24 protein-coding genes are annotated in these 24,949 nt (G+C 71.6%); 17 read left to right on the forward strand and 7 right to left on the reverse strand.

Annotation, left to right across the window (positions count from 1 at the left end; translation table 11 throughout):
- Nucleotides 1-5 precede the first annotated feature (5 nt).
- Genes alr through tsaD form a run of 6 tightly spaced genes read left to right on the forward strand, consistent with a single transcriptional unit; the run spans nt 6 to nt 5,276 of the window.
- Complete coding sequence (gene alr, locus VZF99_RS03655) at nt 6-1,193, forward strand: alanine racemase (RefSeq protein ID WP_407336073.1); 1,188 nt, start codon at nt 6-8, stop codon at nt 1,191-1,193.
- A complete protein-coding gene (locus tag VZF99_RS03660; protein ID WP_407335723.1) occupies nt 1,190-2,491 on the forward strand; it encodes an alpha/beta fold hydrolase in 1,302 nt (433 codons plus the stop codon). The genes alr and VZF99_RS03660 overlap by 4 nt, the downstream gene beginning before the upstream one ends.
- Nucleotides 2,492-2,523: 32 nt before the next feature.
- The gene (locus tag VZF99_RS03665) at nt 2,524-3,009 is read left to right on the forward strand and encodes a tRNA (adenosine(37)-N6)-threonylcarbamoyltransferase complex ATPase subunit type 1 TsaE (protein ID WP_407336074.1); all 486 of its coding nucleotides are present in this window, start codon (nt 2,524-2,526) and stop codon (nt 3,007-3,009) included.
- Between the two features lie 4 nt (nt 3,010-3,013).
- Complete coding sequence (tsaB, locus tag VZF99_RS03670) at nt 3,014-3,730, forward strand: tRNA (adenosine(37)-N6)-threonylcarbamoyltransferase complex dimerization subunit type 1 TsaB (RefSeq protein ID WP_407335724.1); 717 nt, start codon at nt 3,014-3,016, stop codon at nt 3,728-3,730.
- Between the two features lie 53 nt (nt 3,731-3,783).
- Complete coding sequence (rimI, locus tag VZF99_RS03675; protein WP_185951475.1) at nt 3,784-4,242, forward strand: ribosomal protein S18-alanine N-acetyltransferase; 459 nt, start codon at nt 3,784-3,786, stop codon at nt 4,240-4,242.
- A gap of 8 nt (nt 4,243-4,250) precedes the next feature.
- Nucleotides 4,251-5,276, forward strand: a complete 1,026-nt coding sequence (tsaD, locus tag VZF99_RS03680) for a tRNA (adenosine(37)-N6)-threonylcarbamoyltransferase complex transferase subunit TsaD (protein WP_185951476.1) — start codon at nt 4,251-4,253, stop codon at nt 5,274-5,276.
- On the opposite strand, the gene VZF99_RS03685 is transcribed toward tsaD, so the two are convergent.
- Nucleotides 5,273-5,647, reverse strand: a complete 375-nt coding sequence (locus VZF99_RS03685; protein ID WP_096905925.1) for a DUF4190 domain-containing protein — start codon at nt 5,645-5,647, stop codon at nt 5,273-5,275. The two genes, tsaD and VZF99_RS03685, sit on opposite strands and share 4 nt — an antisense overlap.
- Nucleotides 5,648-5,656: 9 nt before the next feature.
- On the reverse strand, nt 5,657-6,004 hold the full coding sequence (locus tag VZF99_RS03690; RefSeq protein WP_407335725.1) for a formate/nitrite transporter family protein: 348 nt from the start codon (nt 6,002-6,004) through the stop codon (nt 5,657-5,659).
- 344 nt (nt 6,005-6,348) lie between these two features.
- Between VZF99_RS03690 and groES the strand changes: the two genes are divergently transcribed.
- From groES to VZF99_RS03710, 4 genes are all read left to right on the forward strand, one after another.
- Entirely contained in the window at nt 6,349-6,642 is a 294-nt protein-coding gene (groES, locus tag VZF99_RS03695; protein ID WP_181694306.1) for a co-chaperone GroES, read from the forward strand.
- 122 nt (nt 6,643-6,764) lie between these two features.
- Nucleotides 6,765-8,387, forward strand: a complete 1,623-nt coding sequence (gene groL / locus VZF99_RS03700; protein WP_407335726.1) for a chaperonin GroEL — start codon at nt 6,765-6,767, stop codon at nt 8,385-8,387.
- A 274-nt stretch (nt 8,388-8,661) separates the two neighbouring features.
- The gene (locus VZF99_RS03705; protein ID WP_096905922.1) at nt 8,662-9,243 is read left to right on the forward strand and encodes a sigma-70 family RNA polymerase sigma factor; all 582 of its coding nucleotides are present in this window, start codon (nt 8,662-8,664) and stop codon (nt 9,241-9,243) included.
- A complete protein-coding gene (locus tag VZF99_RS03710) occupies nt 9,240-10,292 on the forward strand; it encodes an anti-sigma-D factor RsdA (protein WP_244200895.1) in 1,053 nt (350 codons plus the stop codon). Before VZF99_RS03705 ends, VZF99_RS03710 begins: the two co-directional genes overlap by 4 nt.
- A 117-nt stretch (nt 10,293-10,409) precedes the next feature.
- On the opposite strand, the gene VZF99_RS03715 is transcribed toward VZF99_RS03710, so the two are convergent.
- Nucleotides 10,410-10,832: a DUF5319 domain-containing protein gene (locus VZF99_RS03715; RefSeq protein ID WP_372502191.1), complete on the reverse strand. Its 423-nt coding sequence runs from the start codon at nt 10,830-10,832 to the stop codon at nt 10,410-10,412.
- A gap of 114 nt (nt 10,833-10,946) precedes the next feature.
- Between VZF99_RS03715 and guaB the strand changes: the two genes are divergently transcribed.
- The 3 genes from guaB (at nt 10,947) to VZF99_RS03730 (ending at nt 15,512) form a co-directional block, all read left to right on the forward strand.
- Nucleotides 10,947-12,482 carry an IMP dehydrogenase gene (guaB, locus tag VZF99_RS03720; RefSeq protein WP_120286220.1) on the forward strand — a complete coding sequence of 512 codons (1,536 nt, stop codon included), beginning with the start codon at nt 10,947-10,949 and terminating at the stop codon, nt 12,480-12,482.
- Nucleotides 12,483-12,488: 6 nt separating this feature from the next.
- On the forward strand, nt 12,489-13,628 hold the full coding sequence (locus tag VZF99_RS03725) for a GuaB3 family IMP dehydrogenase-related protein (RefSeq protein ID WP_407335727.1): 1,140 nt from the start codon (nt 12,489-12,491) through the stop codon (nt 13,626-13,628).
- A 120-nt stretch (nt 13,629-13,748) separates the two neighbouring features.
- On the forward strand, nt 13,749-15,512 hold the full coding sequence (locus VZF99_RS03730) for an FAD-dependent oxidoreductase (protein WP_407335728.1): 1,764 nt from the start codon (nt 13,749-13,751) through the stop codon (nt 15,510-15,512).
- Between the two features lie 34 nt (nt 15,513-15,546).
- On the opposite strand, the gene VZF99_RS03735 is transcribed toward VZF99_RS03730, so the two are convergent.
- Together VZF99_RS03735 and VZF99_RS03740 are read right to left on the reverse strand one after the other, a co-directional pair.
- Nucleotides 15,547-16,941, reverse strand: coding sequence for a WS/DGAT/MGAT family O-acyltransferase (locus VZF99_RS03735; RefSeq protein WP_407336075.1), 1,395 nt, complete (start codon nt 16,939-16,941; stop codon nt 15,547-15,549).
- Nucleotides 16,942-16,953: 12 nt separating this feature from the next.
- Complete coding sequence (locus VZF99_RS03740) at nt 16,954-18,447, reverse strand: WS/DGAT/MGAT family O-acyltransferase (RefSeq protein WP_407335729.1); 1,494 nt, start codon at nt 18,445-18,447, stop codon at nt 16,954-16,956.
- Nucleotides 18,448-18,569: 122 nt separating this feature from the next.
- On the opposite strand from VZF99_RS03740, the gene guaA reads away from it, so the two are divergent.
- Nucleotides 18,570-20,183, forward strand: coding sequence for a glutamine-hydrolyzing GMP synthase (gene guaA, locus VZF99_RS03745; RefSeq protein WP_279630214.1), 1,614 nt, complete (start codon nt 18,570-18,572; stop codon nt 20,181-20,183).
- Nucleotides 20,184-20,195: 12 nt separating this feature from the next.
- Here guaA and VZF99_RS03750 read toward each other — a convergent pair whose 3' ends face one another.
- Entirely contained in the window at nt 20,196-20,555 is a 360-nt protein-coding gene (locus tag VZF99_RS03750) for a hypothetical protein (protein ID WP_206474526.1), read from the reverse strand.
- On the reverse strand, nt 20,552-21,802 hold the full coding sequence (locus VZF99_RS03755) for a PspC domain-containing protein (protein WP_407335730.1): 1,251 nt from the start codon (nt 21,800-21,802) through the stop codon (nt 20,552-20,554). Before VZF99_RS03755 ends, VZF99_RS03750 begins: the two co-directional genes overlap by 4 nt.
- A 90-nt stretch (nt 21,803-21,892) precedes the next feature.
- Between VZF99_RS03755 and VZF99_RS03760 the strand changes: the two genes are divergently transcribed.
- From VZF99_RS03760 to VZF99_RS03770, 3 genes are read left to right on the forward strand one after another with little or no spacing between them, the layout of a single operon-like run.
- Nucleotides 21,893-22,873 carry a mechanosensitive ion channel domain-containing protein gene (locus VZF99_RS03760; protein WP_119192262.1) on the forward strand — a complete coding sequence of 327 codons (981 nt, stop codon included), beginning with the start codon at nt 21,893-21,895 and terminating at the stop codon, nt 22,871-22,873.
- 11 nt (nt 22,874-22,884) lie between these two features.
- Entirely contained in the window at nt 22,885-24,156 is a 1,272-nt protein-coding gene (locus VZF99_RS03765; protein WP_119192284.1) for an ATP-binding protein, read from the forward strand.
- Nucleotides 24,153-24,896: a response regulator transcription factor gene (locus VZF99_RS03770; RefSeq protein WP_276534152.1), complete on the forward strand. Its 744-nt coding sequence runs from the start codon at nt 24,153-24,155 to the stop codon at nt 24,894-24,896. Before VZF99_RS03765 ends, VZF99_RS03770 begins: the two co-directional genes overlap by 4 nt.
- Nucleotides 24,897-24,949: the final 53 nt, after the last annotated feature.

Genomic DNA, 24,949 nt, shown 5'->3' on the forward strand with positions numbered 1-24,949 from the left:
GCAGTATTGACGAAATGGGTCCAGTTGTCCCCCCGGCGCCGTGCCGCGCCGAGATCGATCTGGACGCGATCGAGCACAACAGTCGCGTCCTGGTCCGAGCTGCGCGCGGGGCGCGGGTCATGGCCGTGGTCAAGGCGGACGCCTATGGTCACGGGGCCGTCCCGGTCTCCCTGGCCGCGCTGCGCGGTGGGGCGCACGCACTCGGCGTGACGACGATCGCGGAGGCGATGCAGCTGCGGTCGGCGGGGATCGGGGCCGAGATCCTGGCGTGGCTCTACTCGGCGTCCGATGACGTCCGGTCGGCCCTGGAGGCCGACATCGACCTCGCCGTCCCGAGCCCGGGCCACCTCGACACCGTGCTCGAGGCCGCCCGACGTACCGGCCGCCGCGCGCGGATCACCCCCAAGATCGACACGGGTCTCGCCCGGTCGGGCATCGCGTTGGAGGACTGGCCGGCCGTGCTCGAGCGGCTGGTCGCGGCGACCGCCGGCGGTCTCGTCGAGGTGACGGGGTTGATGGCGCACTTCGCCCACGCCGATGATCCGGGCAACCCGGTGATCGACCTGCAGGTGGCCCGGCTGCACGAGTGCGTGTCCCTCGCGCGTGCCCGGGGGCTGGAGTGCCCGGTCAACCACCACGCCAACTCCGCGGCGACCCTGACCCGCCCCGAGGACGGCTTCGAGATGGTCCGTCCGGGGATCGCGCTCTACGGTCTCAACCCGGTCGAGGGCCTGGAGGCCGACCTGGTCCCGGCCATGACGTTCTCGGCGGAGGTCCTCCTGGTGAGGCGCGTGGCCGCCGGTCAGGGCGTGAGCTACGGGCACACGTGGCACGCCCCGCACGACACCACCGTTGCCCTGATCGCTGCCGGTTACGCCGACGGGGTGTGGCGGCTGCTGTCGGGCCGGATGGACGTCACGATCGGCGGACGCCGGTATCCGAACGTCGGCCGCGTCTGCATGGACCAGTTCGTCGTCGACCTCGGCCCGGAGCCCGCGACGCCGGTCCGGGTGGGGGACACCGCGGTGCTGTTCGGGAACGGGGCCGACGGCGGCCCGACGGCCGCCGAGTGGGCCAGGACGGTCGGCACCATCCACTACGAGGTGGTCACCGCCGTGCGGGGGCGTGCCGAGAGGCACCACGTCCTTCGTGCGTCACACGGTGCCGACCGGGGGCGGGAGGCTGCGATATGAGCGAGGACGACGACGGCGAGGTGACCGGTCGCAGCGGAAGGCCCCGGATCCGTCTGCCCAGACGCCCGGACCGGTCCGCGGCCGAGGAGCCGGTGGAGATCCGACCACCCGAGGTCGTAGGGGGCGCGCCCGGGGATCTCGAGGCGATCAGGGAGCATATCCGGACCCCGGGAGGGCTGCGTGCGGGCCTGGGAGCCCTCGGTGCGGCCACGCTCGGTTCGGTGGTCACCCTGCTGCCCGGTCGACGCGCCAACGACCCGTGGGCGGGCGAAGACATGTGGGAACTCGGAGTGGACCGTGGCTCCATGGTCGCGGCCTCCGACGGCGTACCGCTCGCGGTGCGGGAGGCCGGGCCCACCGATGCGCCGATGACCGTCGTGTTCGCCCACGGCTACACCCTGTCGATGGACAGCTGGCACTTCCAGCGGCGGCATCTGGCGGACCGGTTCGGCTCGGAGATCCGGATGGTGTTCTACGACCAGCGTGGACACGGGCTGAGCGGGATGAGTTCGCGGAAGAACTCCACCATCGACCAGCTGTCCCGGGACCTCGACACCGTCATCTCGGCGACGGCACCCACCGGTCCGGTGGTGGTGATCGGGCATTCCATGGGCGGGATGACGGTCATGGGATATGCCGCGCGCCACCCGGAGACCGTACGGGAGCGCGTCCTGGGGGCCGGGCTGGTCTCCACCGCCATGGCCGAGCTCTCCGAGGCGGGGCTCGGCGCGGTGCTCGACAACAAATCCGTCGCGCGGCTCGCCGGTCTCGCAGGCCGGAGTCCCGGGGTGTTCACCAACGGTCGGCGGGCCCTCGGGGCGCTCATCTCGCCGTTCATCTACGGCGGCTCGTTCGGTGACCCCGCCACGATGAGCCCGACCGTCGCCCGGTTCGTGGACAAACTCATCGGCTCGACCGACGTGCTGACCATCGCCAACTTCTTCGAGACCCTCACCCAGCACGACGAGTCGGCCGCCGTGCCCGTCCTGCGGGACGTCCGCACGACCGTCCTGTGCGGTGACCGCGACCTGCTCACCCCGCTCGACCGGTCGGTCGACATCGTCGAGGAACTGCCGGACGCCGAGTTCGTGGTGGTCCCGGGTGCCGGGCACATGGTGATGCTGGAGGAGCCCGCCCACGTGTCCGAGGTGCTGGGGGACCTGGTGGCCGACGCGATCATCGAATGGCGGGAGCGGGAGCGTCGCGCCGACGGCGTGGGCCGCGCCGCCATGCCCCCGCCGGACCGGGGCGCCGGTGGGGAGACGGCCCCGTCCACCGACCACGACCGGGCCTCGTGACGATCCGCGTCCCCGGGGAGCGCGACCTGCCGATGGTGGAGGACACCCGGGCACTGGGCGCCGAGCTCGCCGGCCTCCTGCGGGCCGGCGACGTGGTGATCCTCGACGGCCCCCTCGGCGCCGGCAAGACCGCGCTGACCACCGGGATCGCCGCCGGCCTGGGGGTACGCGGGCGCGTCACCTCGCCGACCTTCGTCATCGCCCGTCGCCACGCCCCGGCGACGCCCGGCGGTCCGGGGCTGGTCCACGTCGACGCCTACCGACTGCTCGGCGGCCAGGACCCGGACGGTCCGCAACCGACCAGGGGCGACCTGGCTGACGAACTGGAATCGCTCGATCTCGACACGGCACTCGACAGCGACGTGGTGGTCGTCGAGTGGGGCGCCGGATTCGTCGACTCCCTCGTCGAGGCGCCACTGGTCGTCACCCTGCGACGGCCCGACGGCACCGACGTCCGGACGGCGAGCTGGCGTTGGGACGCCTCGGACGGTCCCGCACCCGGCCCGGCGGTACCCTGACCCCGTGCTCGTCCTCGCCGTAGACACCTCCACGCCCTTCGTCACCGCAGGGGTGTGCCGACTCGTGCCCGGCGACCGGGACCCGCAGGTGGATGCACTGGCCACCCGGGTCACCGAGGATGCCCGCGCCCACGCGGAGCTGCTCACCCCGCACATCCTCGAGTGCCTCACCGCCGCGGGCCTCACGCCGGGCGAGCTCGACGCCGTGGTCGTGGGCATCGGTCCGGGACCGTTCACCGGCCTGCGCGTCGGGATGGCGACCGCGGCCGCATTCGCCGACGCCATCTCCAGGCCGGTCCACGGGGTGTGTTCGCTGGACGGGCTCGCGGCCACCGCGCGCGCCGCCGGGGCGACCGGAGACCTCGTCGTCGTCACCGACGCCCGCCGCCGGGAGGCCTACCACGCCCGCTACTCCGCGGACGGCGCACGGACCTCGGGCCCCATGGTGGGCCCCGCCGCCGGGATCGACGCGGACGGCGTCGACCACCTGGTCGGCGACCCCGTACGCCTGGGAGAGGTCACCGCCGCCGGCCACCCCGCCGCGGGGATCCTCGAGGCGGTCACCGCGCCCGACCCCGCCGGCCTCGTCACCGTCGCGGCCTCCGACCTCCTCGCGGGCACGGCCCCGGCGCCGCTGGAACCGCTCTACCTGCGTCGGCCCGACGCCGTCCCGCCCCGGCGCGCCGCACCCTCGACCGCGCTGCGGGGGGTCCGGCGGTGACCGGGACGCCGCCGGACGCGATCGTGCACGACCATCTGGTCGCCGACGACGCCATGCGCTGCGCCGACCTCGAGAGGGTGCTGTTCCCCGCCGACGGTCCGTGGTCGGCCGCCGCGTTCCTGTCGGAGATCGGCTCCCGGCACACCCACTGCTTCGCGGCGCGGGCGGACGGGGTCCTCGTCGGTTACGCCGTGCTGGCCGTGCTCGGACCCGAGGGGGATCGTGAGTACGAGGTGCACACCATCGGGGTCGATCCGGCCCACCAGGGGCGGGGGATCGGGCGCACGCTGCTGCGCCGCATGCTCGACGTGGCGGACGCGGACGCGGCGCCGGTGGTGCTGGACGTGCGGACCGACAACGTCCCGGCCCGCACCCTGTACGAGGCCCACGGGTTCGAGGTGGTGGGGCTGCGTCCCCGGTACTACCGGCCCAGCAGGGCCGACGCGCACCTCATGGTGCGGCCGGCGGGAGCGCGAGGACAGAACGACGGAGGGAAGGTGAGCGACCGGTGAGAACCGTCATGGGGATCGAGAGCTCGTGCGACGAGACGGGGGTCGCCGTCGCGCGCGTGCACGACGACGGCCGCGCCGAGTTGCTGTCCGACGTGGTCGCCTCGTCGATGTCCGAGCACGCCCGGTTCGGCGGGGTCGTCCCGGAGATCGCCTCCCGCGCCCACCTCGAGGCGCTCGTGCCGACCGTTCGCGCCGCCCTCGCCGAGGCGGGGCTGGAGCGGCCGGACGCCGTCGCCGCCACCATCGGACCCGGCCTGTCCGGGGCGCTGCTCGTGGGGTCGTCCGCCGCCAAGGCCTATGCGGCCGCGTGGGGGGCCCCGTTCTACGCCGTCAACCACCTCGTCGGCCACGTCGCCGTCGCGGGCTTCGACGGTGACCCGCTTCCCGAGTGCGTGGCCCTGCTGGTCTCCGGTGGGCACACCCAGCTGCTGCACGTCCGCTCGCTCACCGAGCCGGTCGTCGAACTGGGGTCGACCGTCGACGACGCGGCCGGGGAGGCCTACGACAAGGTGGCCCGGCTGCTCGGCCTGGGGTACCCGGGCGGGCCCGTGATCGATCGGCTCGCGGGCACCGGTGACCCCACGGCGATCGCGTTCCCGCGCGGGATGACCGGACCACGCGACGCCCGGCACGACTTCTCCTTCTCCGGGCTCAAGACCTCGGTCGCCCGACGCATCGAGGCCGCCGAACGCGACGGCGAGCAGCTCGACGTGGCGGACGTCGCGGCCTCGTTCCAGGAGGCGGTGGCCGACGTGCTCACCATGAAGGCTGTCCGGGCCTGCACCGACCTGGGCGTGGACACCCTGCTCGTGGGTGGCGGGGTCGCCGCCAACTCGAGGTTGCGTGATCTCGCCGCGAGCAGGTGTGCCGACGCGGGCCTGACCCTGCGCGTCCCGCGGCCGCGGTTGTGCACCGACAACGGCGCGATGGTGGTGGGGGTCGCCTCCGCGCTCCTCGCCGCGGACGCGGACCCCAGCCCCCTGACCGTGGCGGCCGACCCCGGGCTGCCGGTCGAGGTCACCCAGGTCGCCTAGTAGCCGAGGAGTGCCATCCCCACGGTGGTGAACGTGAACGCCATCAGCAGGAACGCGGCGACCGCGGCCAGGCAGAGGTAGCCGATCACGAGGGCGGACACGGCCATCTCCCTTCCGGCCTCGCCGCTGCGGGTGATCTGCCTGAGGGACGTGTGTCCGATCGCGACCACGACGACCGCGACGGCGGCCGGGACCAGCGGCACGAACAGGCCGAGGAACGAGCCGAACACCACGTTCGCGACGGCGATCACGAGGGCGACGACGGCCAGTGTGTTGGTCCCGGGAGGGTGGAACGATCCCGGCGTGCCGTCGGACCCGGTTCGGCGGCGCGGCCCGTCGGGCCGATCCCCTGGCTTCTCGGGTGGGTGCATACGAGGAGGTCACTCCTGGGGTGGGTGGGTGTGGCCCGCCGGTGCCCCGGGGGAGCGGTCGACCCGCGTCCGTTGCGCGAAGTACAGTCCCAACCCCGCGAGGGTGATCCCGCCGATGAAGTTACCGACATGCACCGGGATCTGGTTCCACAGCAGCCAGTCGGCGATGCTCACATCGGCCCCGGGCATCATGCCCGCGGGGATCGTGAAGTGGTTGACGACCGCGTGCTCGTAATAGAGCGCGAAGAACGTGAGGATCGGCAGCCAGATGGCGAGGATCCACCCCGGGGCGTCGGCTTTCGCCTCCCCGCCCTCGACTGCGGCGGTAACAATGTCCGGGGGCGCGACTGCGGTCATTTCTGGGCCTCGCTGTACTCGATCGGGATCGGGTCGGGCAGAGGGGGTGGTCCGGTTGATGTCCGAGCGGTGCGGGTGAGCCTACCCGCGGCGCAGGCCCGCGCCGAGCGTTCTCCGATCTCCGTCGGACCCCGATGGCGGCGAACCCGCACGCGGTTTCCTTGAGTGCTGGCACTCGCCTGTGTAGAGTGCCAATAGACACGGAGCTCCGAGGGCGCCACCCGCGACGGTGCACGCGGCAGCCCGGGTCGTACATAAACCACGGGCCGCCTTCCGGCGTCCCGATCTGTCCAACCACACTCCGAGTCGCCCGGCATCCGGGCGGCCACACCCCATACGGGAGGATCATCGTGGCGATCAAGCCGCTTGAGGACAAGATTCTCGTCCAGGCCCTCGAGGCCGAGACCACCACGGCGTCGGGTCTCGTCATCCCGGACACCGCCAAGGAGAAGCCCCAGGAGGGCACCGTCGTCGCGGTCGGCAAGGGCCGCTTCGACGAGGACGGCGACCGCATCCCCATGGACATCAAGGAGGGGGACAAGGTCATCTACTCGAAGTACGGCGGCACCGAGATCAAGTACGAGGGCAAGGAGTACCTGATCCTCTCCTCGCGTGACGTCCTCGCGGTCATCGACTGACGTGAGCTGTTGACCCCCGCCCCGGCGGCGCCGGCCAGAGCCAGGCACCACCGGGGCGGAGGTGTCTCACCCCGCGGTACCCGCCCGTCACGACCACCCACTTCCCTCCAGGAGTTCCATCGATGTCCAAATTGATCGCGTTCGACGAGGAGGCCCGTAAGGGCATGCTCGCCGGTGTCGACGAGCTCGCCGACACCGTCAAGGTCACGCTCGGCCCGAAGGGCCGTCACGTCGTGCTCGCCAAGGCCTTCGGCGGGCCCACCGTCACCAATGACGGTGTCTCCATCGCCCGCGAAATCGAGCTCTCCGAGCCGTTCGCGAACCTCGGCGCACAGCTGGTCAAGAGTGTCGCCACCAAGACCAACGACGTCGCGGGCGACGGCACCACCACCGCCACCGTGCTCGCCCAGGCACTCATCCGCCAGGGGCTGCGCAACGTGGCCGCCGGCTCCAACCCGATGGCGATGGGCAAGGGCATCGAGAAGGCCTCTGCCGCTGTCGTGGAGTTCCTCCGCGCGGCAGCGACACCGGTCTCCGGCTCGGACGCCGTCTCGCAGGTGGCGACCGTCTCGTCGCGTGACCCCGAGATCGGTCGCATGGTCGCCGAGGCCATGGACGCCGTCGGAGTCAACGGCGTCGTGTCCGTCGAGGAGTCCCAGGGGCTGCACACCGAGGTGTCGGTCACCGAGGGCATCGCCTTCGACAAGGGCTTCCTCTCGCCGTACTTCGTCACCGACCCCGACGAGCAGAAGGCCATCCACGAGGACGTGCTGATCCTGATCCACCGGGAGAAGATCAGCTCCCTGCCGGATCTGCTGCCGCTGCTGGAGAAGGTCGCCGAGACCGGCAAGCCGCTGCTCATCATCGCGGAGGACGTCGACGGCGAGGCGCTGTCGACCCTCGTGGTCAACTCGATCCGCAAGACCCTCAAGGTCGTCGCGATCAAGGCGCCGTTCTTCGGCGACCGGCGCAAGGCCTTCCAGGAGGATCTGGCGATCGTCACCAAGGGGCAGGTCATCAGCCCCGACCTGGGCATGAAGCTGTCGGAGTGCGGCCTGGACGTGCTCGGTCAGGCCCGGCGGGTGACCGTGTCCAAGGACGACACGATCATCGTGGACGGTGCCGGCGACCAGGCGGACGTCGACGCCCGCGTCGCGCAGCTGCGCCGCGAGGCCGAGGCCACCGACTCCGACTGGGACCGCGAGAAGCTCGAGGAGCGCGTCGCGAAGCTCGCCGGCGGTGTCGCCGTGATCCGCGTGGGTGCGGCCACCGAGACCGAGTTGACCGAACGCAAGCTCCGCGTCGAGGACGCCGTCAACTCGGCCAAGGCGGCCGTGGAAGAGGGCGTCATCGCCGGCGGTGGCTCCGTGTTGGTCCAGGCGGCCGCGGCACTCGAGCGGCTGGCCGCCGACACCGCCGACGCCGACGAGGCGGTCGGGGTGAACGTGGTCCGCAAGGCGCTGTCCGCCCCGCTGTTCTGGATCGCCGCCAATGCCGGCGAGGACGGCTCCGTCGTGGTGAGCAAGGTCTCCGAGATGGGCCCGCGCGACGGCTTCAACGCCGCCGTGGGGTCGTACGGTGACCTGGTCTCCGCCGGGATCATCGACCCGGTGAAGGTCACCTCCTCCGCCGTGGTCAACGCCTGCTCGGTCGCCCGTATGGTCCTCACGACCGAGACGGCGATCGTCGAGAAGCCCGAGGAGAAGGGCGCCGGCGGCCACTCGCACGCCGGTCACTCGCACTGATCGCGTCCGGCCTCCCGGGCCCCGCTCTCCGCGCCGCGGGGGACGGGGCCCGGCCCCGTTCCGGGCCGGTCACGTGGTCCCGCACGCCCCCCAGCGGTTACGCTTGGCGCTCAGCAGTGGTCCCACGACCCAGGGGTCACACGCCTGTTCTGAGCCCGAGCCGCATCGGCCGCTGACGGGCCGGGACGTGGGATCCGTCGTGACGTGCGTCGCGACCCGAGAGAAAGGCCGTGCCCCGTAACACATCCGTGTAACACGGGGCCCCCGTAATCCGATGACAGGTACAGCAGACGAGTTGGAACTCGCCGTAGCCGAGGCGGTCAAGGGTGACCGCATCGCTGCCACGCGGGTGCTGGAGCTCGTGCGGCCCGGTGTGGTGCGGTATTGCCGTTCCCGCGTCGGCGGCTCGGAGAGGGTCAACCTGTCTGCTGACGATGTCGCCCAGGAGGTTCTGATCGCGGTTCTCTCGGCTCTGCCGGGGTACCGGGACCAGGGACGTCCCTTCATGGCCTTCGTGTACGGGATCGCGGCCCACAAGGTCGCGGACGCCCATCGTGGCGCCGCGCGGAACAAGTCCGACCCCGTGGAGTACCTCCCCGAGGTGCTCTCGACCGACACGGGGCCGGAGGACCACGTCCTCGACGGCGAGGTGTCGAGAGCGGTGAGCCGCCTCCTCGAGACCCTGCCCGAGAAGCAGAGGGAGATCATCCGGCTACGTGTGGTGGTCGGACTCTCCGCGGAGGAGACCGCGGAGATCGTCGACAGTACGGCCGGGGCCGTGCGCGTCGCCCAACACCGGGCGATGAAGCAGCTCCGGGCGAGGATCGAGCAGGACGGAGAGGAGCGATGGCGATGAACGACGAAGTCGATCCCGGCACCCGGGACGATGACGCCTCGCTCCACGTGCATGACGTGGACGGCCACGACGAGGACCGGGTCGACGAGGACCGGGTCGAGGTGGATCGCGACGACGAGCTCCTCGACGCGCTCGGACGCGGCGATCGTCCCGAGGGGGATGAGCCTCTCGTCGCGCTGCTCGCGGACTGGCGCGCCGAGGTGGACTCGGCCGGACTGCCGGAGCTGCCCAGCGACGAGCAGATCGAGGTGGCCCTCGCCCCGAACGTCTCCCGGCTGTGGCCGCGCCGCGGGTGGGTGCGCTCGGGCGAGCACCACCACGGCCAGCGTCCGGCCCTGTGGCAGGCGGTGACCGGCGCTGCCGCAGTGGCGGCCGTGATCGTCGGCGGCCTGTCCGTGGCCGCGCACAGCGCGATGCCGGGCGACCCGCTCTGGGGCGTGTCCAAGACGATGTTCTCCGACCGTGCCGGGAACGTAGAGCTCGTGAGCGATCTCAGCGAGGACCTCGCCGCCGCGGACCTCGCCGCCCGAGAGGGCGACCGGAACGAGGCCGAGCGGCTGCTCGATGAGGTGAGCGCGCGGCTCGACGAGGTCTCCGACGCCTCCGAACGTGTCGAGCTGATGAAGCGTCGGGACGCCATCAAGCGCGATCTCAGTCGGGTCACCCCGAGCGTCGTCCCGTCGCCCGCCCCGGCACCCGCGCCCGCCCCGTCGCCCCCGCCCGCTTCGGGTGTGGCGACTCTCGTTCCCGGCCTCCCCGTGCCGTTGCCGTCCAACCTGGTCCCCCCGCCGCCTCCGGGGATGCCGGTCATCCCGCTCCCGCTCGACGGGCTGCGGATCTCGACCACGCTGCAGATCCCGATCGACACCCAGCGGATCCAGGATTTCCTGTCACCGACGACCGGACGACAGGGTGACGAGGCGGATGACGACCGGGTGGTGCCGGCGCCGACGCCGAGCCGCACCACCGTGACCCAGGTCCCGACTCCCACGCAGCCGGCGCCAACCGACTCACAACAGACCTCGCAGTCGGTCCGGCCGACGAACTGACCCCGGGAAACGACTCGATCCCCGCCCCTCTCGGAGGGACGGGGATCGAGTCGTCCGGGCCGGGCCGGGCCGGGCCGGGCCGAACGGGCGGCACCCGCGCGCGGCGACCGCCTCTGCTCAGCGGCGCCAGTTGAGTCGACGGGGGCGCAGGGCGCGGGCGGCGTCCGCGTAACCGCGGCAGTACTCCCAGGTGACGTAGTCGTCCGGGATCGGGTCGAAGGCCGGCTCGTGGGGGAGCAGGGAGCCGTCCTCGAGGAGTTGCATGAGGTTGGCGCGGAGCATGTCCCACTCGTGGTAGTGCTCCTCGGCGCAGTCGTCACACTGGACCGCGACCCCCTTCACCCCGATCGGGGCCAGCAACCGACGGAACTCCGAGAGATCCGCGAGGTCCTCCTCGATCGCCCGCCGCTCGTCCGCGTCGAGCGGGCCCGTGGGCATGTCGTCATCGACGGGGTCGAGCTCGGCCAGCTCCGCGGCCGGATCATCCGGATCTCCGGCGAACGGGTCGGGCGGCATTCCGTGCCGTAGGGGATCGTCCACGGCCTCCACCGTACCCGTGACCACGGTCTCACGTGGTCGACGGTTCGAGCCGTGGCCCCCGGAACCACTATCCTCGAAAGTCAGCACCTAGACGACCCCCCAGGAGGACGGCAGATGAGCGAGTCGAATGGCCCCGTGCGCACCGGCGGCGACGACCCGACCAAGGTCGCGTTGGTGGGCCTGACGTTCGACGACGTGCTCCTCCTCCCGGCCGCGTCCGAGGTGGTCCCGAGTGAGGTCGACACCAGCACCCGCCTGACACGGGACATCACCCTGCGGGTGCCGCTGATCTCGTCGGCGATGGACACCGTGACCGAGGCCCGCATGGCCATCGCCATGGCACGGCAGGGCGGGATCGGCGTCCTTCACCGCAACCTCTCCGTGGGGGACCAGGCCGCCCAGGTCGAGACGGTGAAGCGGTCCGAGGCCGGGATGGTGACCGACCCGGTGACCTGCGCGCCAAGCGACACGTTGGCGGAGGTCGACGAGAAGTGCGCCCGCTACCGGATCTCCGGACTGCCGGTGACCGACGAGCGCGGTGAGCTGGTCGGCATCATCACCAACCGCGACATGCGGTTCGAGATGGACAAGTCCCGACGGGTCGACGAGGTCATGACCCGGGCGCCCCTGGTGGTGGCGCGGGAGGGTGTCACCGCGGAGGCGGCGCTCGGCCTGCTGCGCCGGCACAAGATCGAGAAGCTGCCGATCGTCGACGGTGACGGGCGCCTGACCGGACTCATCACGGTGAAGGACTTCGTCAAGACGGAGAAGCACCCCGACGCCACCAAGGACTCGGACGGCCGGCTGCGCGTGGCCGCCGCCATCGGTACCGGAGAGGATGCCTGGCAGCGTGCCGGGGCCCTCACCGACGCCGGGGTGGACGCCCTGGTGGTCGACACCGCCCACGCCCACAACCGCAACGCCCTCGACATGGTGGCCAGGGTCAAGCGGGAACTCGGCGACCGCGTGCAGGTGATCGGGGGCAACCTCGCCACCCGCGGTGCCGCACAGGCGATGATCGACGCGGGTGCGGACGCCATCAAGGTGGGCATCGGCCCCGGCTCCATCTGCACCACCCGGGTGGTCGCGGGCGTGGGTGCTCCCCAGATCACCGCGATCCTCGAGGCCTCGGTCGCAGCGCATGCGGCGGGGATCCCCGTCATCGCCGACGGCGGTATGCAGTACTCCGGTGACGTGGCCAAGGCGATCGCCGCCGGCGCCTCGGCCTGCATGTTCGGGTCCCTGCTCGCGGGGTGCACCGAATCGCCGGGGGAGCTGATCTTCGTGGACGGCAAGCAGTACAAGGTCTACCGCGGCATGGGTTCGCTGGGCGCGATGCGCGGGCGCGGCAAGCCCGGGCAGGAGAAGTCGTTCTCCAAGGACCGGTACTTCCAGGACGACGTGCTGTCCGAGGAGAAGCTGGTGCCCGAGGGCATCGAGGGGCGGGTCCCGTATCGGGGAGACGTCGGTCAGGTACTCCACCAGCTCGCCGGCGGGCTGCGCGCGGGCATGGGCTACACCGGAGCCGCCACCATCCCGGAGATGCACCGTGCCCAGTTCGTCCAGATCACGGCCGCGGGGCTCAGGGAGAGCCATCCGCACGCGATCCAGATGACGGTCGAGGCCCCCAACTACAACGTCAAGGACTGAAGTCGCGTGCGCAATGTCGTGGAGATCGGCCTGGGTCGCGAGGCCCGTCGGATGTTCGGGCTGGGCGAGGTCGACATCGTCCCCTCCCGCCGGACCCGTAGCTCCAAGGAGGTGTCCACCTCCTGGCAGATCGACGCCTACCAGATGGACATCCCGGTGATGACCCACCCGACCGACGCGGTGGTCTCCCCGGCCTCGGCGGTGGAGTTCTCCAGGCTCGGTGGTCTGGCCGTGCTCAACGGAGAGGGACTGTGGGCCCGTCACGCCGATCCCGATGCCGTGATCGCCGAGCTGCGGGAGCTCGCGCTGGAGGACGTGACCGGACACCGGGCCGTGGCGCGACTGCAGGAGCTGCACCGTGCCCCGATCGACCGTGAGCTCCTCGCCGCTGCGGTTCACCGCATCCGCGACGAGGGTGCGACCGTGGCGGTGCGGGTCTCACCGCAGCACGCGCGCGAGCTCACCCCGGGGCTGGTCGCGGCGGGGATCGACCTGCTGGTGGTGCAGGGCACGATCATCTCGGCGGAGCACGTCAGCGGTGAGGACGCCCCGCTCGACCTCAAGGAGTTCATCGGTGGCCTCGATGTCCCGGTGATTGCCGGCGGCGTGGTCGACTACAAGACCGCCCTTCACCTCATGCGCACGGGCGCCGCCGGTGTGATCGTGGGATACGGCGGGGTCAACGGAATCACCACCACCGGCCAGGTGCTGGGTATGGAGGTCCACATGGCCACCGCGATCGCCGACGCGGCCGCGGCCCGGCGGGACTACCTCGACGAGACCGGAGGCCGCTACGTGCACGTGTTGGCCGACGGCGACATCTACACCTCCGGTGACATCGCCCGCGCCGTGGCGTGCGGCGCCGACGCGGTGGTTCTCGGGCCGCTGCTCGCCGGCTCGCTGGAGTCCCCGGGCCGCGGTGTCTACTGGGACGCGGTCTCCGCCCACCCCAAGGTGCCGCGTGGGCATGTGTCCGAGGTGGAGGACGAGACGGCCCTGGCGCCACTGGAAGAGGTCCTCGAGGGGCCGACCAGCGTCCCTGACGGCACCCGCAACCTCATGGGCGGACTGCGTCGCGCGATGGCGAAGTGCGGTTACTCCGACGTCAAGGGGTTCCAGAAGGTGGACCTGTCCGTCCGGCCCTGACCGCCCGGCCGTGGGCCAGACGCATCCACTCTCTGGACAAATTAGGGCCTACTGTCGGGTAGGTTCGGTGGTGCTCGGGTACTGTGATGCCCACCATCGACCACTCCTGGGAGTTGCACCATGACGCCGCACGCACCGTCGACCCCGACCGACGCCCCCACCACGCCGACGGACACGGATGTCGTCGTCATCGGATCCGGTTTCGGTGGCAGCGTGACGGCCCTGCGGTTGTCGGAGAAGGGGTACCGCGTCACGGTCATCGAGGCGGGTCGCCGCTTCGAGGACGCGGACTTGCCCAAGACGTCCTGGCGACTCCACCGATACGTGTGGGCGCCCAAACTCAAGCTGTTCGGGATCCAGCGCGTCCACATGATGCGTGACGTGATGATCCTCGCGGGCGCGGGCGTGGGCGGCGGCTCCCTCAACTACGCCAACACCCTGTACAAGCCGCCCGGTCAGTTCTTCAAGGACCGGCAGTGGGGCCACATCACGGACTGGGAGGACGAACTCTCCCCGTTCTACGACCAGGGCCGCCGCATGTTGGGCGTGGTCACCAACCCCACGCACACCCACTCGGACGAGGTCATGAAGAAGGTGGCCCGCGACATGGGCGCGGAGGACACCTTCGTCTACACCCCGGTCGGCGTGTTCTTCGGTGAGAAGACCGGCGGCCAGGGCAAGCCCGGCGAGCTTGTCCCCGATCCGTACTTCGGCGGGGTGGGGCCGGACCGCAACGCGTGCATCGAGTGCGGCGAGTGCATGACCGGCTGCCGGCACAACGCCAAGAACACGCTGATGAAGAACTACCTCGCCCTCGCCGAGCGCGCGGGCGCCCGCATCCTGGACCGGACCACGGTCAGCGACCTGCGTGAGCGCGGCGACGGCACGTGGGAGATCACCCTCGAGCGGACGGGCGCCTGGACGCGTCGCGGTAAGCGCACCACCACGGTGACCGCCGATCAGGTTGTCGTGGCGGCCGGCACCTGGGGAACCCAGCACCTGCTCCACTACGCCAAGGACTCCGGGTCCCTGCCCAGGCTCTCGGATGCGATCGGTCGGCTCACCCGGACCAACTCTGAGGCGATCCTCGGGGCGATGCGCCCGAACTACAAGCCGGAGCAGGACTTCTCCGAGGGGGTGGCTATCACGTCGTCGTTTCATCCCCGGTCGGACACCCACATCGAACCGGTCCGGTACGGCAAGGGCTCCAACGCCATCGCCATCCTGCAGACCCTGCTGACGGACGGCGACGGGCCGCTCCCGCGGTGGCGAACCCTGCTGAACGAGGTCCGGCGCGAGCCGGGCATGTTCATGCAGCTGTTCTACCTGCGCCGCTGGAGCCAGCGTTCGGTGATCGCGCTCGTGATGCAGAACCTGGACAATTCGCTGCAGACCTACGTCAAGCGCTTCGGTCCGTTCAGGTACGTCACCAGCAAGCAGGGTCACGGCGAGCCCAACCCCACCTGGATCCCCGCCGGCAACGAGGCCACCCGCAAGATCGCCGAGGAGATCGGCGGCCTGCCCGGGGGCACGTGGGGCGAGATCGCGAACATCCCGCTCACCGCCCACTTCCTGGGCGGCTGCGTGATCTCGGATTCGCCGGAGACCGGGGTCGTGGACCCGTACCACCGCGTGTGGAACTACCCGACGATGCACATCGTGGACGGATCGGCGATCTCCGCGAACCTCGGTGTCAACCCGGCGCTCAGCATCACCGCCCAGGCCGAGCGGGCCATGTCGCTGTGGCCCAACAAGGGTGAGGCCGACCAGCGCCCGGCCCAGGGCGAGGACTACCGGCGCCTGTCGCCGGTCCCGCCCGTGTCGCCGATGGTCCCGGAGGCCGCGCCGGGAGCCCTGCGGCTGCCGATCGTCCAGGTCAGCTGACGGTCTACCCGTGGTCAGGAGGCGGTGAGCCCGGTCAGGGGGCGGTGAGCTCGAGCAACTCGTCGAGCGCCGCCGCGATCCCGCGGGCCACCGCGTCCGGGTCCGGCACCAGGTGGTCGCACGAGATCACCCCCAGGTCGAGCCGCCCGTCGGTCGACAGGCTGGTCACGGACAGCCCCGCACCGTGGAGCAGCGGGCCGAAGGGGTGCATGTGGGTGATCCGCGCGCCGAGGAAGTAGAGCGCGTGACGGGGGCCGGGCACGTTGGAGACGATGAGGTTGTAGATCACCGGGTGGACGTCGGCGAGTCTCAGCGCCTCGTACGCCCGCATGCCCATGTCGAGCAGCCGACGGGGGCCCATGCGGGCCCAGTTGTCCAGGAGGGCCGGCCGGATGCTCGCGGCCTGGCGCTTCGTGGTCTCCGCTGCGGCGGAGATCCGCTCGTACCGTTCGACCGGGTCGGCCACATCCGTGGCCAGGGAGGCGAACATGGCCGACACCTGGTTGGCGCCACCGGTGGCCAGATCGTCTCTCGTGGACATGGGGACGATCGCCACCATGGACGAGGCGGGGGCGTCTCCGTGGGCCTCGAGGTAGGACCTCACAGCACCGCCGACCACGGTGAGGAGGACGTCGTTGACGGTGCCGCCGAGGCGGGCGGTGACGAGCTTGACGGACGCCAGGTCGAGTGATGCGGTGGCCACGGCGCGGTGCGGGGTGAGCGAGTGGTTGAAGAGGGTCCGCGGCGCCGTGAACGGGGCCGGCATGGATTCCCCGTGGCCGGCCCGGCCGCGGGCGCGTCTCATGGCCGCGGGGACCGACAGCGTCTCGGGGAGCAGACGGAGGAGGGCCAGGGGCCGGCCCAGCACGTCGCGGGCGCCACCGGCGATCAGTTGCAGGGTGTTGGCCCGTCCGACGTGCGTGCGCACGAGCGCGGGATCCTGGTCGGGCGTGGTGGCGTCCGTCGCGGCGAGGGCGGAGAGCAACTCGGCGCCCAGCATCCCGTCGATCACCGAGTGATGTACCCGGCAGAACGCGCTGACGGTCGGCGCGTGCGGGTCACCCCGTTCGATGATCCAGACCTGCCACAGCGGGTGGGCGCGGTCCAGCGGGGTGGAGGCGAGCCGACCGCACGTCTCCAGCAGCTCGTCCTCGGTGCCGGCCGGCCCGAGTTCGATCCGGCGTAGGTGGTGGGTGATGTCGAAGTCGAAGTCCTCGACCCACGCCGGGTGGCCGGGGTTCCACGGTGAGTCGTGGACCTTGCGGCGGAACGGGGGGACGGCTTTGACCCGGCGGGCGAGCCCGGATCGGAGGCGTTCGAACGAGTAGCCCTCCTCGACGGTGGTCACGTCGAGGTGGACGAGGCCGTTGATCACCATCATCTGCTCGGGGGTCTCGAGGTAGAGGAAGCTCGCGTCGAGCCCGGTCATCCGTTCCACGTGTCAGCGCTCCCCGGCGGCCGCCGACCGCGCCGCCTCCCGGGTGAGTTCCAGCAGTCTGGCCATGGACTCACGGATCCCGGTGGCCAGCAGGTCGGGGTCGGGCACCAGGTGCTCGCAGGCGTTGAGCCCCACGTCGAGCTGACCGTCGACCGACATGGCGGTGGCGGACAGTCCGGACCCGTGCATGAGGGGCCCGAGTGGGTACATGCGGGTGACCCGGGCGCCGAGGAAGTCGAGTTCCTCGCGGGGGCCGGGGATGCTGGAGACGACGAGGTTGTGCACGACCGGGTGCAGATCCGCCAGGTGGAAGTCGCCGTAGATCCGCATCAGCATCTGCAGGGTCCGGGCGGGGGCGAGTGTGGCGACGTCCTGGATGAGGTCCGGCCGCATGCCGTTCTTCGACTGCTTCTTGCCCCGGCTGGTGCGGGCGGAGATGGCGCGCAGGCGCTCGAGCGGGTCGGCGATGTCGGTCCCCAGGGACGCGAACAGGACCGTCACGCGGTTGTTGCCCCGGGCGTCCTCGGCGTCGCGGGTGGAGACGGGGACCACGGCGACGAGCGACGTGTCGGGCAGGTCGTCGTGGGAGCGCAGGTACCGCCGCAGCGCGCCGCCCATCACCGCCAGGAACACGTCGTTGACGGTCACGCCGAAGGCGTCCTTGATCTCGCTGATCTCGCCGAGGTCGAGTGAGGCACCCCAGACCGCCCGGTGGGGGGTGATGGTGGCGTTGAAGCGGGTGCGGGGCGCGGTGAACGGTGCCGCCCTGGGGACGACGACGAGGTCGTCCGTGGCGTCGGCCGTGCCCGTCTCCTCCGGGGCCGGATCGTCCGACTTCTTCCTGGCCGCCGTGGCCCTGCGCAGTGCGAAGGGGAGCGCGACGACCTCGGGTACCAGCCGGGCCAGGGTCAGCGGGCGACGTACGGAGAAATCCCACCACCCGCCGGCGAGGAGCCGGATGGGGTTGGCGTTGCCCGCCTCGACGCGGACCATGTCGAGGTCGCGGGCGGAGGGCTGCTCTCCGGCGGAGGCGAACGTGCGCAGGATGTTCGCGCCGTTGGCCCCGTCGAGGATGGCGTGGTGGGCCCGGAAGTACACGACGATGGTGTCCGGTTCGGCGAGCCGCTCGAGGACCCACATCTCCCACAGGGGGCGTGACCTGTCCAGCGGGCGGCTGCCGAGGGTGCCGCACATCTCGAACACCGCGCGGTCGTCACCGGGGTGGTCCACGTCGACGCGGCGGACGTGTGCGGTGATGTCGAGGTCGTATTCCTCGACCCAGGCGGGGTGGCCGAGGTTGAGCGGGGAGTCGTAGATCTTGCGGCGGAGTTCGGGCAGTTCCTTGATCCGGCGGCCGAGCTCGGTCCGGAGCCATTCGAAGGAGTACCCGACCTCGAGGCCGGAGACGTCGACGAAGAGGACTCCGCCCACCACGAGGGGTTGCTGGGCGGTTTCCATGTACAGCAGGCTCGCGTCGAAACCGGTCATTCGCTCCATCGATGCGCTCCAGCTCTCTCGGTCCCGGGCCGGCCGGGGTCGTGGTGGGGTTCATTGTGAACCCCGGCACGGGGGATGTGGCCGAGTTCGGCGGATGGGCCGCGGGGCCTAGACTCGACCCCGTGGCCGAGAACGCACAGACCGACTCCCAGATCGCCGCCGAGGCGGTGGCGCCCCGCCCGGTACTCGTGGTGGACTTCGGCGCCCAGTACGCGCAGCTCATCGCGCGCCGCGTGCGCGAGGCGCGCATCTACTCCGAGGTGATCCCGCACACCGCGACGATCGAGGAGATCCGCGCCAAGGATCCCGTCGCCCTGGTGCTGTCCGGCGGACCCGCGAGCGTGTACGCCGAGGACGCGCCCTCGCTCGACCCGGCGGTGTTCGAGCTGGGTCTGCCGGTGTTCGGCATCTGTTACGGCTTCCAGGCGATGGCCGGTGCCCTCGGCGGTGAGGTCGCTCACACGGGTAGCCGCGAGTACGGCCGTACCGACGTGAGCGTGTCCGGCGGCCTCCTGCACGCCGGCCTGCCGGAGCACCACCCGGTGTGGATGAGCCACGGGGACGCGGTCACGGCCGCGCCCGAGGGGTTCACCGTCACCGCGTCGTCGTCCGGTGCCCCGGTCGCCGCGTTCGAGTGCACCGAGCGGCGCATGGCCGGAGTGCAGTACCACCCGGAGGTCCTGCATTCGCCACACGGCCAGCAGGTGCTGAGCCGCTTCCTCACCGAGGTGGCGGGGCTCGAGCCGACGTGGACCGCGTCGAACATCGCCGACCAGCTGGTGGAGGCCGTCCGCGAGCAGATCGGCGACGGCCACGCGATCTGCGGCCTGTCGGGCGGCGTCGACTCGGCCGTCGCGGCCGCCCTGGTCCAGCGTGCGATCGGGGACCGCCTCACGTGTGTGTTCGTCGACCACGGACTGTTGCGTGCGGGCGAGCGTGAGCAGGTCGAGAACGACTTCGTGGCCGCCACCGGTGCCCGCCTCATCACGCTGGACGACTCCGACGTCTTCCTGGGGCACCTCGCCGATGTCACCGACCCGGAGACCAAGCGCAAGATCATCGGCCGCGAGTTCATCCGGTCCTTCGAGCGGGCGGTGACGCAGGCGCTCGAACTCCAGGGTTCCGGTGAGGCCGCCGCCTCTTCCGTCGACTTCCTCGTCCAGGGCACCCTCTACCCGGACGTCGTCGAGTCCGGTGGCGGAGCGGGTACGGCCAACATCAAGAGCCACCACAATGTCGGCGGACTGCCGGACGATGTGGAGTTCACGCTCGTCGAGCCACTGCGGTTGCTGTTCAAGGACGAGGTCCGCGCCGTGGGCCGCGAGCTCGGTCTGCCCGAGGCGATCGTCGGCCGCCACCCGTTCCCCGGTCCGGGCCTGGCGATCCGCATCGTCGGCGCCGTGGACCGCGACCGACTGGAGACCCTGCGCGCGGCGGACGCGATCGTGCGCGAGGAGATGACCGCGGCGGGCCTGGACTCCACGGTGTGGCAGTGCCCGGTGGTCCTGCTGGCCGATGTCCGGTCGGTGGGCGTGCAGGGCGACGGCCGGACGTACGGTCATCCGATCGTGCTGCGGCCGGTGAGTTCCGAGGACGCCATGACCGCCGACTGGACGCGCGTGCCGTACGAGACGCTGGCGCTGATCTCCAACCGCATCACCAACGAGGTCCCGGACGTCAACCGCGTCGTGCTGGACGTGACGAGCAAGCCGCCGGGCACCATCGAGTGGGAGTGAGCGGGCCGGGCGTCAGCGGCGGATGACCATCATCAGTCCCACGAGCACCGCCAGGACGAGTCCCGCGGCCAGCAACGCCGTCGGGGCGATCGCGGGCGCTCCCAGGATCGCCCACACCGCCACTCCCAGCGAGGTCACGCCGGCCAGGGCGAGCACCGGCGATCCGAACCGCCGGTGCTCCACCACCTCGACGGCGCCGGCCGGGGTGGTCGCGGGCTCGGGGGAGACCCCGAATCCGAGCGGTTCGGGTGTCGGGTATCCGGTGCCGTAGGGCAGCGGGTCGTACAGCTGCGGGTCGAACCGCGGCGACTGGTCGGGCGGGGCTCCCGCGGTGGAGTGGTGGCGGTCGTCTGCGGGCGTGTTCGTACTCATCGGGTGACCTTCACGCTTCCCATCTCGGTGGTGATGTCCAGGGTCAGGACCGGCCCGTCGGTGTCGGCGGGCGGGTCGGGGCAGTCGACGGAGCCGATCTCGGTCCGGCAGTCGGCCTGCACGGCGAGCCCGTCGGGCAGCAGCACCCGCACCTCACCGACCTCGTTGGTGATGCTGTAGCTGCGGTCGCGGTCCAGTTCGAGCTCGCGCATGTCGACGGTGACGGTGCCGACCTCGTGGGTGACCGGCGTGTCGAGCTGGGCGGGGGAGGTGATCTCCACCCGCTCGTCGCCGAAGGTCTCCCAGCCACCCGTGGGGACCTGGACCGACAGGGCGAGCAGCACGAACCCGACGAGTGGTCCGGCCACCACGAGCAGCCCGTACCCGCGGCGGGTGACGGCGCCGACGAGCAGCCCGCCGGCCACCACCGCCAGGGCGATCGCGGCGATGCGCGTGGTGTCGAGCCAGGTGAATCCGCCCAGCGTCGACAACCCGGTGGCGACCGCGGTCGCGATGAGTGCCAGGCCGAGCGTGACCTTGGTCAGCCGCGACCGGGGCCGGGTCGGTTCGACCGGGGCGGGGGCGAGGCCGGGTTCGGGCAGGTCCCACGCGAACGGGGCGGCGCCGAGCGGATCCCACGAGGGCGGCACAGGGGGCCCGAAGGGGGCTCCGGGGCCGGAGCCGGGCTCCTGGGGAGCTCCGGTCGCGCGCCACGGTCCGGCGCCGGTGGCCGGGGCCCGGCCGCGCGACGCGTCGGGTCCGCGAGCGGCGGAGGGCCGCACCGCGGAGACCTCCGCCCACCCGGCGGGCGGTTCGGGGGTGCGCCGGTGCAGGCCGTACCAGCCGGCGAGCATCGCCGCGACCATGAGGAACCCGGCGCCGAGGAGGAGGGCCTCCCCGGAACCGCCGAAGGTGGGGGCGGACAGGAGGACGACGACGACGAGGACCACCGCGGTGACCTTGGAGCCCGACGCCCGGCCCTTCCCCAGGAGCGCCTCCCCGGAGGAGACCTCGTCGCCGGCGGAGCGCAGGAGCAGCCACATCAGGGCGTACAGGAACACGCCCGCCCCACCCCACAGTGCGGCGACGACGAACGCGACGCGGAAGAGGACCGGGTCGACGCCGTAGCGCCGACCGAAGCCGCCGCAGACGCCGGCGATCCTGGAATCGTCCGGCGTCCGGACGGGACGGGTCCGCCACAGGGAGCGGAGCTCTGACGGGAGGTCGGGGGTGCTCGTTCTGGACATGACCCCATCGTGCTCGGCGGGAGTCCGCGGCACATCGGGGTCCGACCCTGATTTCCGACCCCGAGGCCGCCGGGGAGGGAGGATGGCGGGATGGTCGACACCGTCATGGGTTTCCTGGGCTCCGACGAACAGCTGCGGCTCTTCGGGGTGACGCTGGTCGGGGTCAGCGGGCGGACCGTTCTCAAGGTGCTCCTCAGCATCCTGCTGTTCGTGTTGCTGTCGCTGTTCACGTCGATCTCGCGGGCGGTGATGCAGGCGATCACCGGGCCCGCCGGGTCCGCGTCGAGGTTCTGGACGAAGCAGAGTCTGCAGCTGTTCACCGCCGTCGTGGCCGTGCTGGCGCTCTTCTCCATCTGGGTGACCCCGGGAACCGACCTGACCGTGGGGGTCGGACTCGTCACCGCGGGCCTGGCGTTCGCGTTGCAGAAGGTGATCGCGAGTCTCGCGGGATACTTCGTCATCCTCCGGGGGAGGGTGTTCGCGGTCGGCGACCGGATCGCCGTGGGTGGGGTCCGGGGCGATGTGATGTCGCTCGGTTTCCTGCGCACGACCGTCATGGAGATGGGATCCCCGTCGTCGATGGCCGGCGCGGAGACCGGCAACTGGGTACCGAGCCGTCAGTTCACCGGCCGGGTGGTGACGGTGTCGAACGGCGTCATCTTCGACGAGGCGGTCTACAACTACACCCGCGGGTTCCCCTTCCTCTGGGAGGAACTGTCGCTCAAGCTGCCGTTCGACGTGGATCTCCGACGTGTCGACACCGTGTTCCACGCCTGCGCCGACCGGCACACGAGGGAGCTGAGCGACGAGGCGATGGCGAGCATGCAGCAGATGAGCCGCATGTACGCGGTCGATGTCCGGGAGTTCGGGCCGCAGGTGTTCGTCTCGCTGCAGGAGGACGGGATCCTCGCCACCGTCCGCTTCGTCGTGGGCAGTCACGGTGCGCGGTCGGTCAAGGACGCCATCTCCCGGGACCTGGTCGCCGGATTGCGGGAGGGGGGTGTCTCGCCGGCGAGCGTGGCCGTGGATATCCGGGTACTTCCCGATTCCCCTCGGGGCGATGATCTGTGACGATGGCGTCCATGAGTGAGAACGCGACCGATCCCGCGCCGGCCACCGCGGTCCGGTCGGCGTCCCCGGTCGCCGGACCACAGGCGCGGTCCGCCGCCGTGGCGACGACCGATTTCCGCTGGTACCCGCGGTTGACCCGCGGCAGCGACGGATCCGTGGTCGCGGGCGTGTGCGTGGGTCTGGCCGACCACCTCGGGGTGCGGGTCGTCCACGTGCGCCTGGTCATGGTTCTGCTGGCCACGCTCTCGGGCGCCGGCGTGGCCCTGTACTCGGCGCTGTGGGCGCTCACCCCGACGGGGCCCGCGTCGGCGGGCGCGGGCCGGGGCGACGAGCGCGAGCGCAGACGCGGCATGGCACTGGCCGTCGTGGCGGTGGCGGGCGCGGTGCTCTCGTTCATGGTGACCACCGCCACGGGACTGAGCGTCATCGTCCCCGTCCTCGTCGTGGCCCTGGGGGCCGGGCTGGTCTGGCAGCAGTACGACGGTGGGGGACGAGTCGCGCCGCGGTCGGTCTTCGACTGGGCCAGGGTCACCGCAGGGGCCACCCTCGTCGTCGTCGGGCTCGCCGTCGTGGTCCTCGGTCAGGTCGAGTTCGCCGCGCTGCGGTCGTCCCTCCTCGCGGTCGTGGCCACCCTCGTCGGCGTGGGACTGCTCAGCGTGCCGGTCGGACTGCGACTGTGGCGGTCCCTCGAGGAGGAGCGCGCGGCGCGGATCCGCGAGTCCGAACGCAGCGACATCGCCTCCCACCTGCACGATTCCGTCCTGCAGACCCTGGCACTCATCCAGAAGAGGTCCGATGACCCGGGCCAGGTGGCGCGGCTCGCCCGCCGGCAGGAACGGGAGCTCCGACAGTGGCTGTTCGGCGCCGGCTCCCGGATGTCCTCGGGCGCGGCGACCTTCGCGGGGGCGGTCGAGGTGATGGTCGGCGACGTCGAGGACGTCTACGGACTGCGGGTGGACCAGGTCGTGGTGGGTGGCGACGGCCCGGTCGGCGACGCCGGGGAGGCGGTCCTGGGCGCCGTCCGCGAGGCCCTGGTCAACGTCGCCAAGCACGCCGGCGTCGACACCGCCGACGTGTTCGTGGAGAACGACGGACGCACGCTCAGCGCGTTCGTCCGCGACCGCGGACGCGGCTTCGATCCCGATGCCGTGGGCGGCGACCGCCACGGGCTCGCGCAGTCCATCCGACACCGCGTGGAGAGCCGCGGTGGGACCGTGCGCGTGCGCAGTACGCTCGGGCGCGGGACGGAGATCGGGATCGAGATGCCGCTGGAGGGCGAATGACGGACGGGCCACGGGACGGGTCGGAGGAGTCGGCGGCGGGGGGCGGCGGGATGTGCCGGGTCTTCCTCGTGGACGACCACGCGGTGTTCCGCAGCGGGGTCCGTGCCGAACTCGCTGGACAGTCGGCCATCGAGGTCGTCGGCGAGGCGGGCTCCGTCGCCGAGGCCGTGACCGGCATCGACCGGGCGCGTCCCGACGTGGTGCTGCTCGACGTGCACATGCCCGACGGCGGCGGCGTGGCCGTGCTGCGGTCGGTGCTGGGGGCCGACCCGGGCGGCGTGGCCGATCCCGCCCGCGCCCCGGAACCGACCTTCCTCGCGCTGAGCGTCTCCGACGCCGCCGAGGACGTGATCGCCGTGATCCGGGCCGGCGCGCGCGGCTACGTCACCAAGACCATCACCGGCGAGGACCTGGCCGCCGCCGTGTGTCGGGTCGCCGACGGGGATGCCGTGTTCTCCCCGCGACTGGCCGGGTTCGTGCTGGACGCGTTCGCGCGCGCCTCCCCGGGCCCCGCCGATCGTGGCGAGCCCGTCCACGACCCCGAGGTCGACTCGCTCACCCCGCGTGAGAAGGAGGTGCTGCGGCTGCTGGCCCGCGGCTACACCTACAAGGAGATCGCCGAGGAGTTGTTCATCTCGGTCAAGACGGTGGAGACCCACGCCTCCAACGTCCTCCGCAAGACCCAGCAGTCCAACCGGCACGCGCTGACGCGCTGGGCGCAGTCCCGACACCTGGACTGATCCCCTCGCCCGGCCCGGCCGGAGTGGCTTCTCGCCCGGGTCGGCTCCGCGCA

The sequence above is a fragment of the Dietzia kunjamensis genome, from assembly GCF_045689975.1.
Taxonomy (GTDB): domain Bacteria; phylum Actinomycetota; class Actinomycetes; order Mycobacteriales; family Mycobacteriaceae; genus Dietzia; species Dietzia kunjamensis.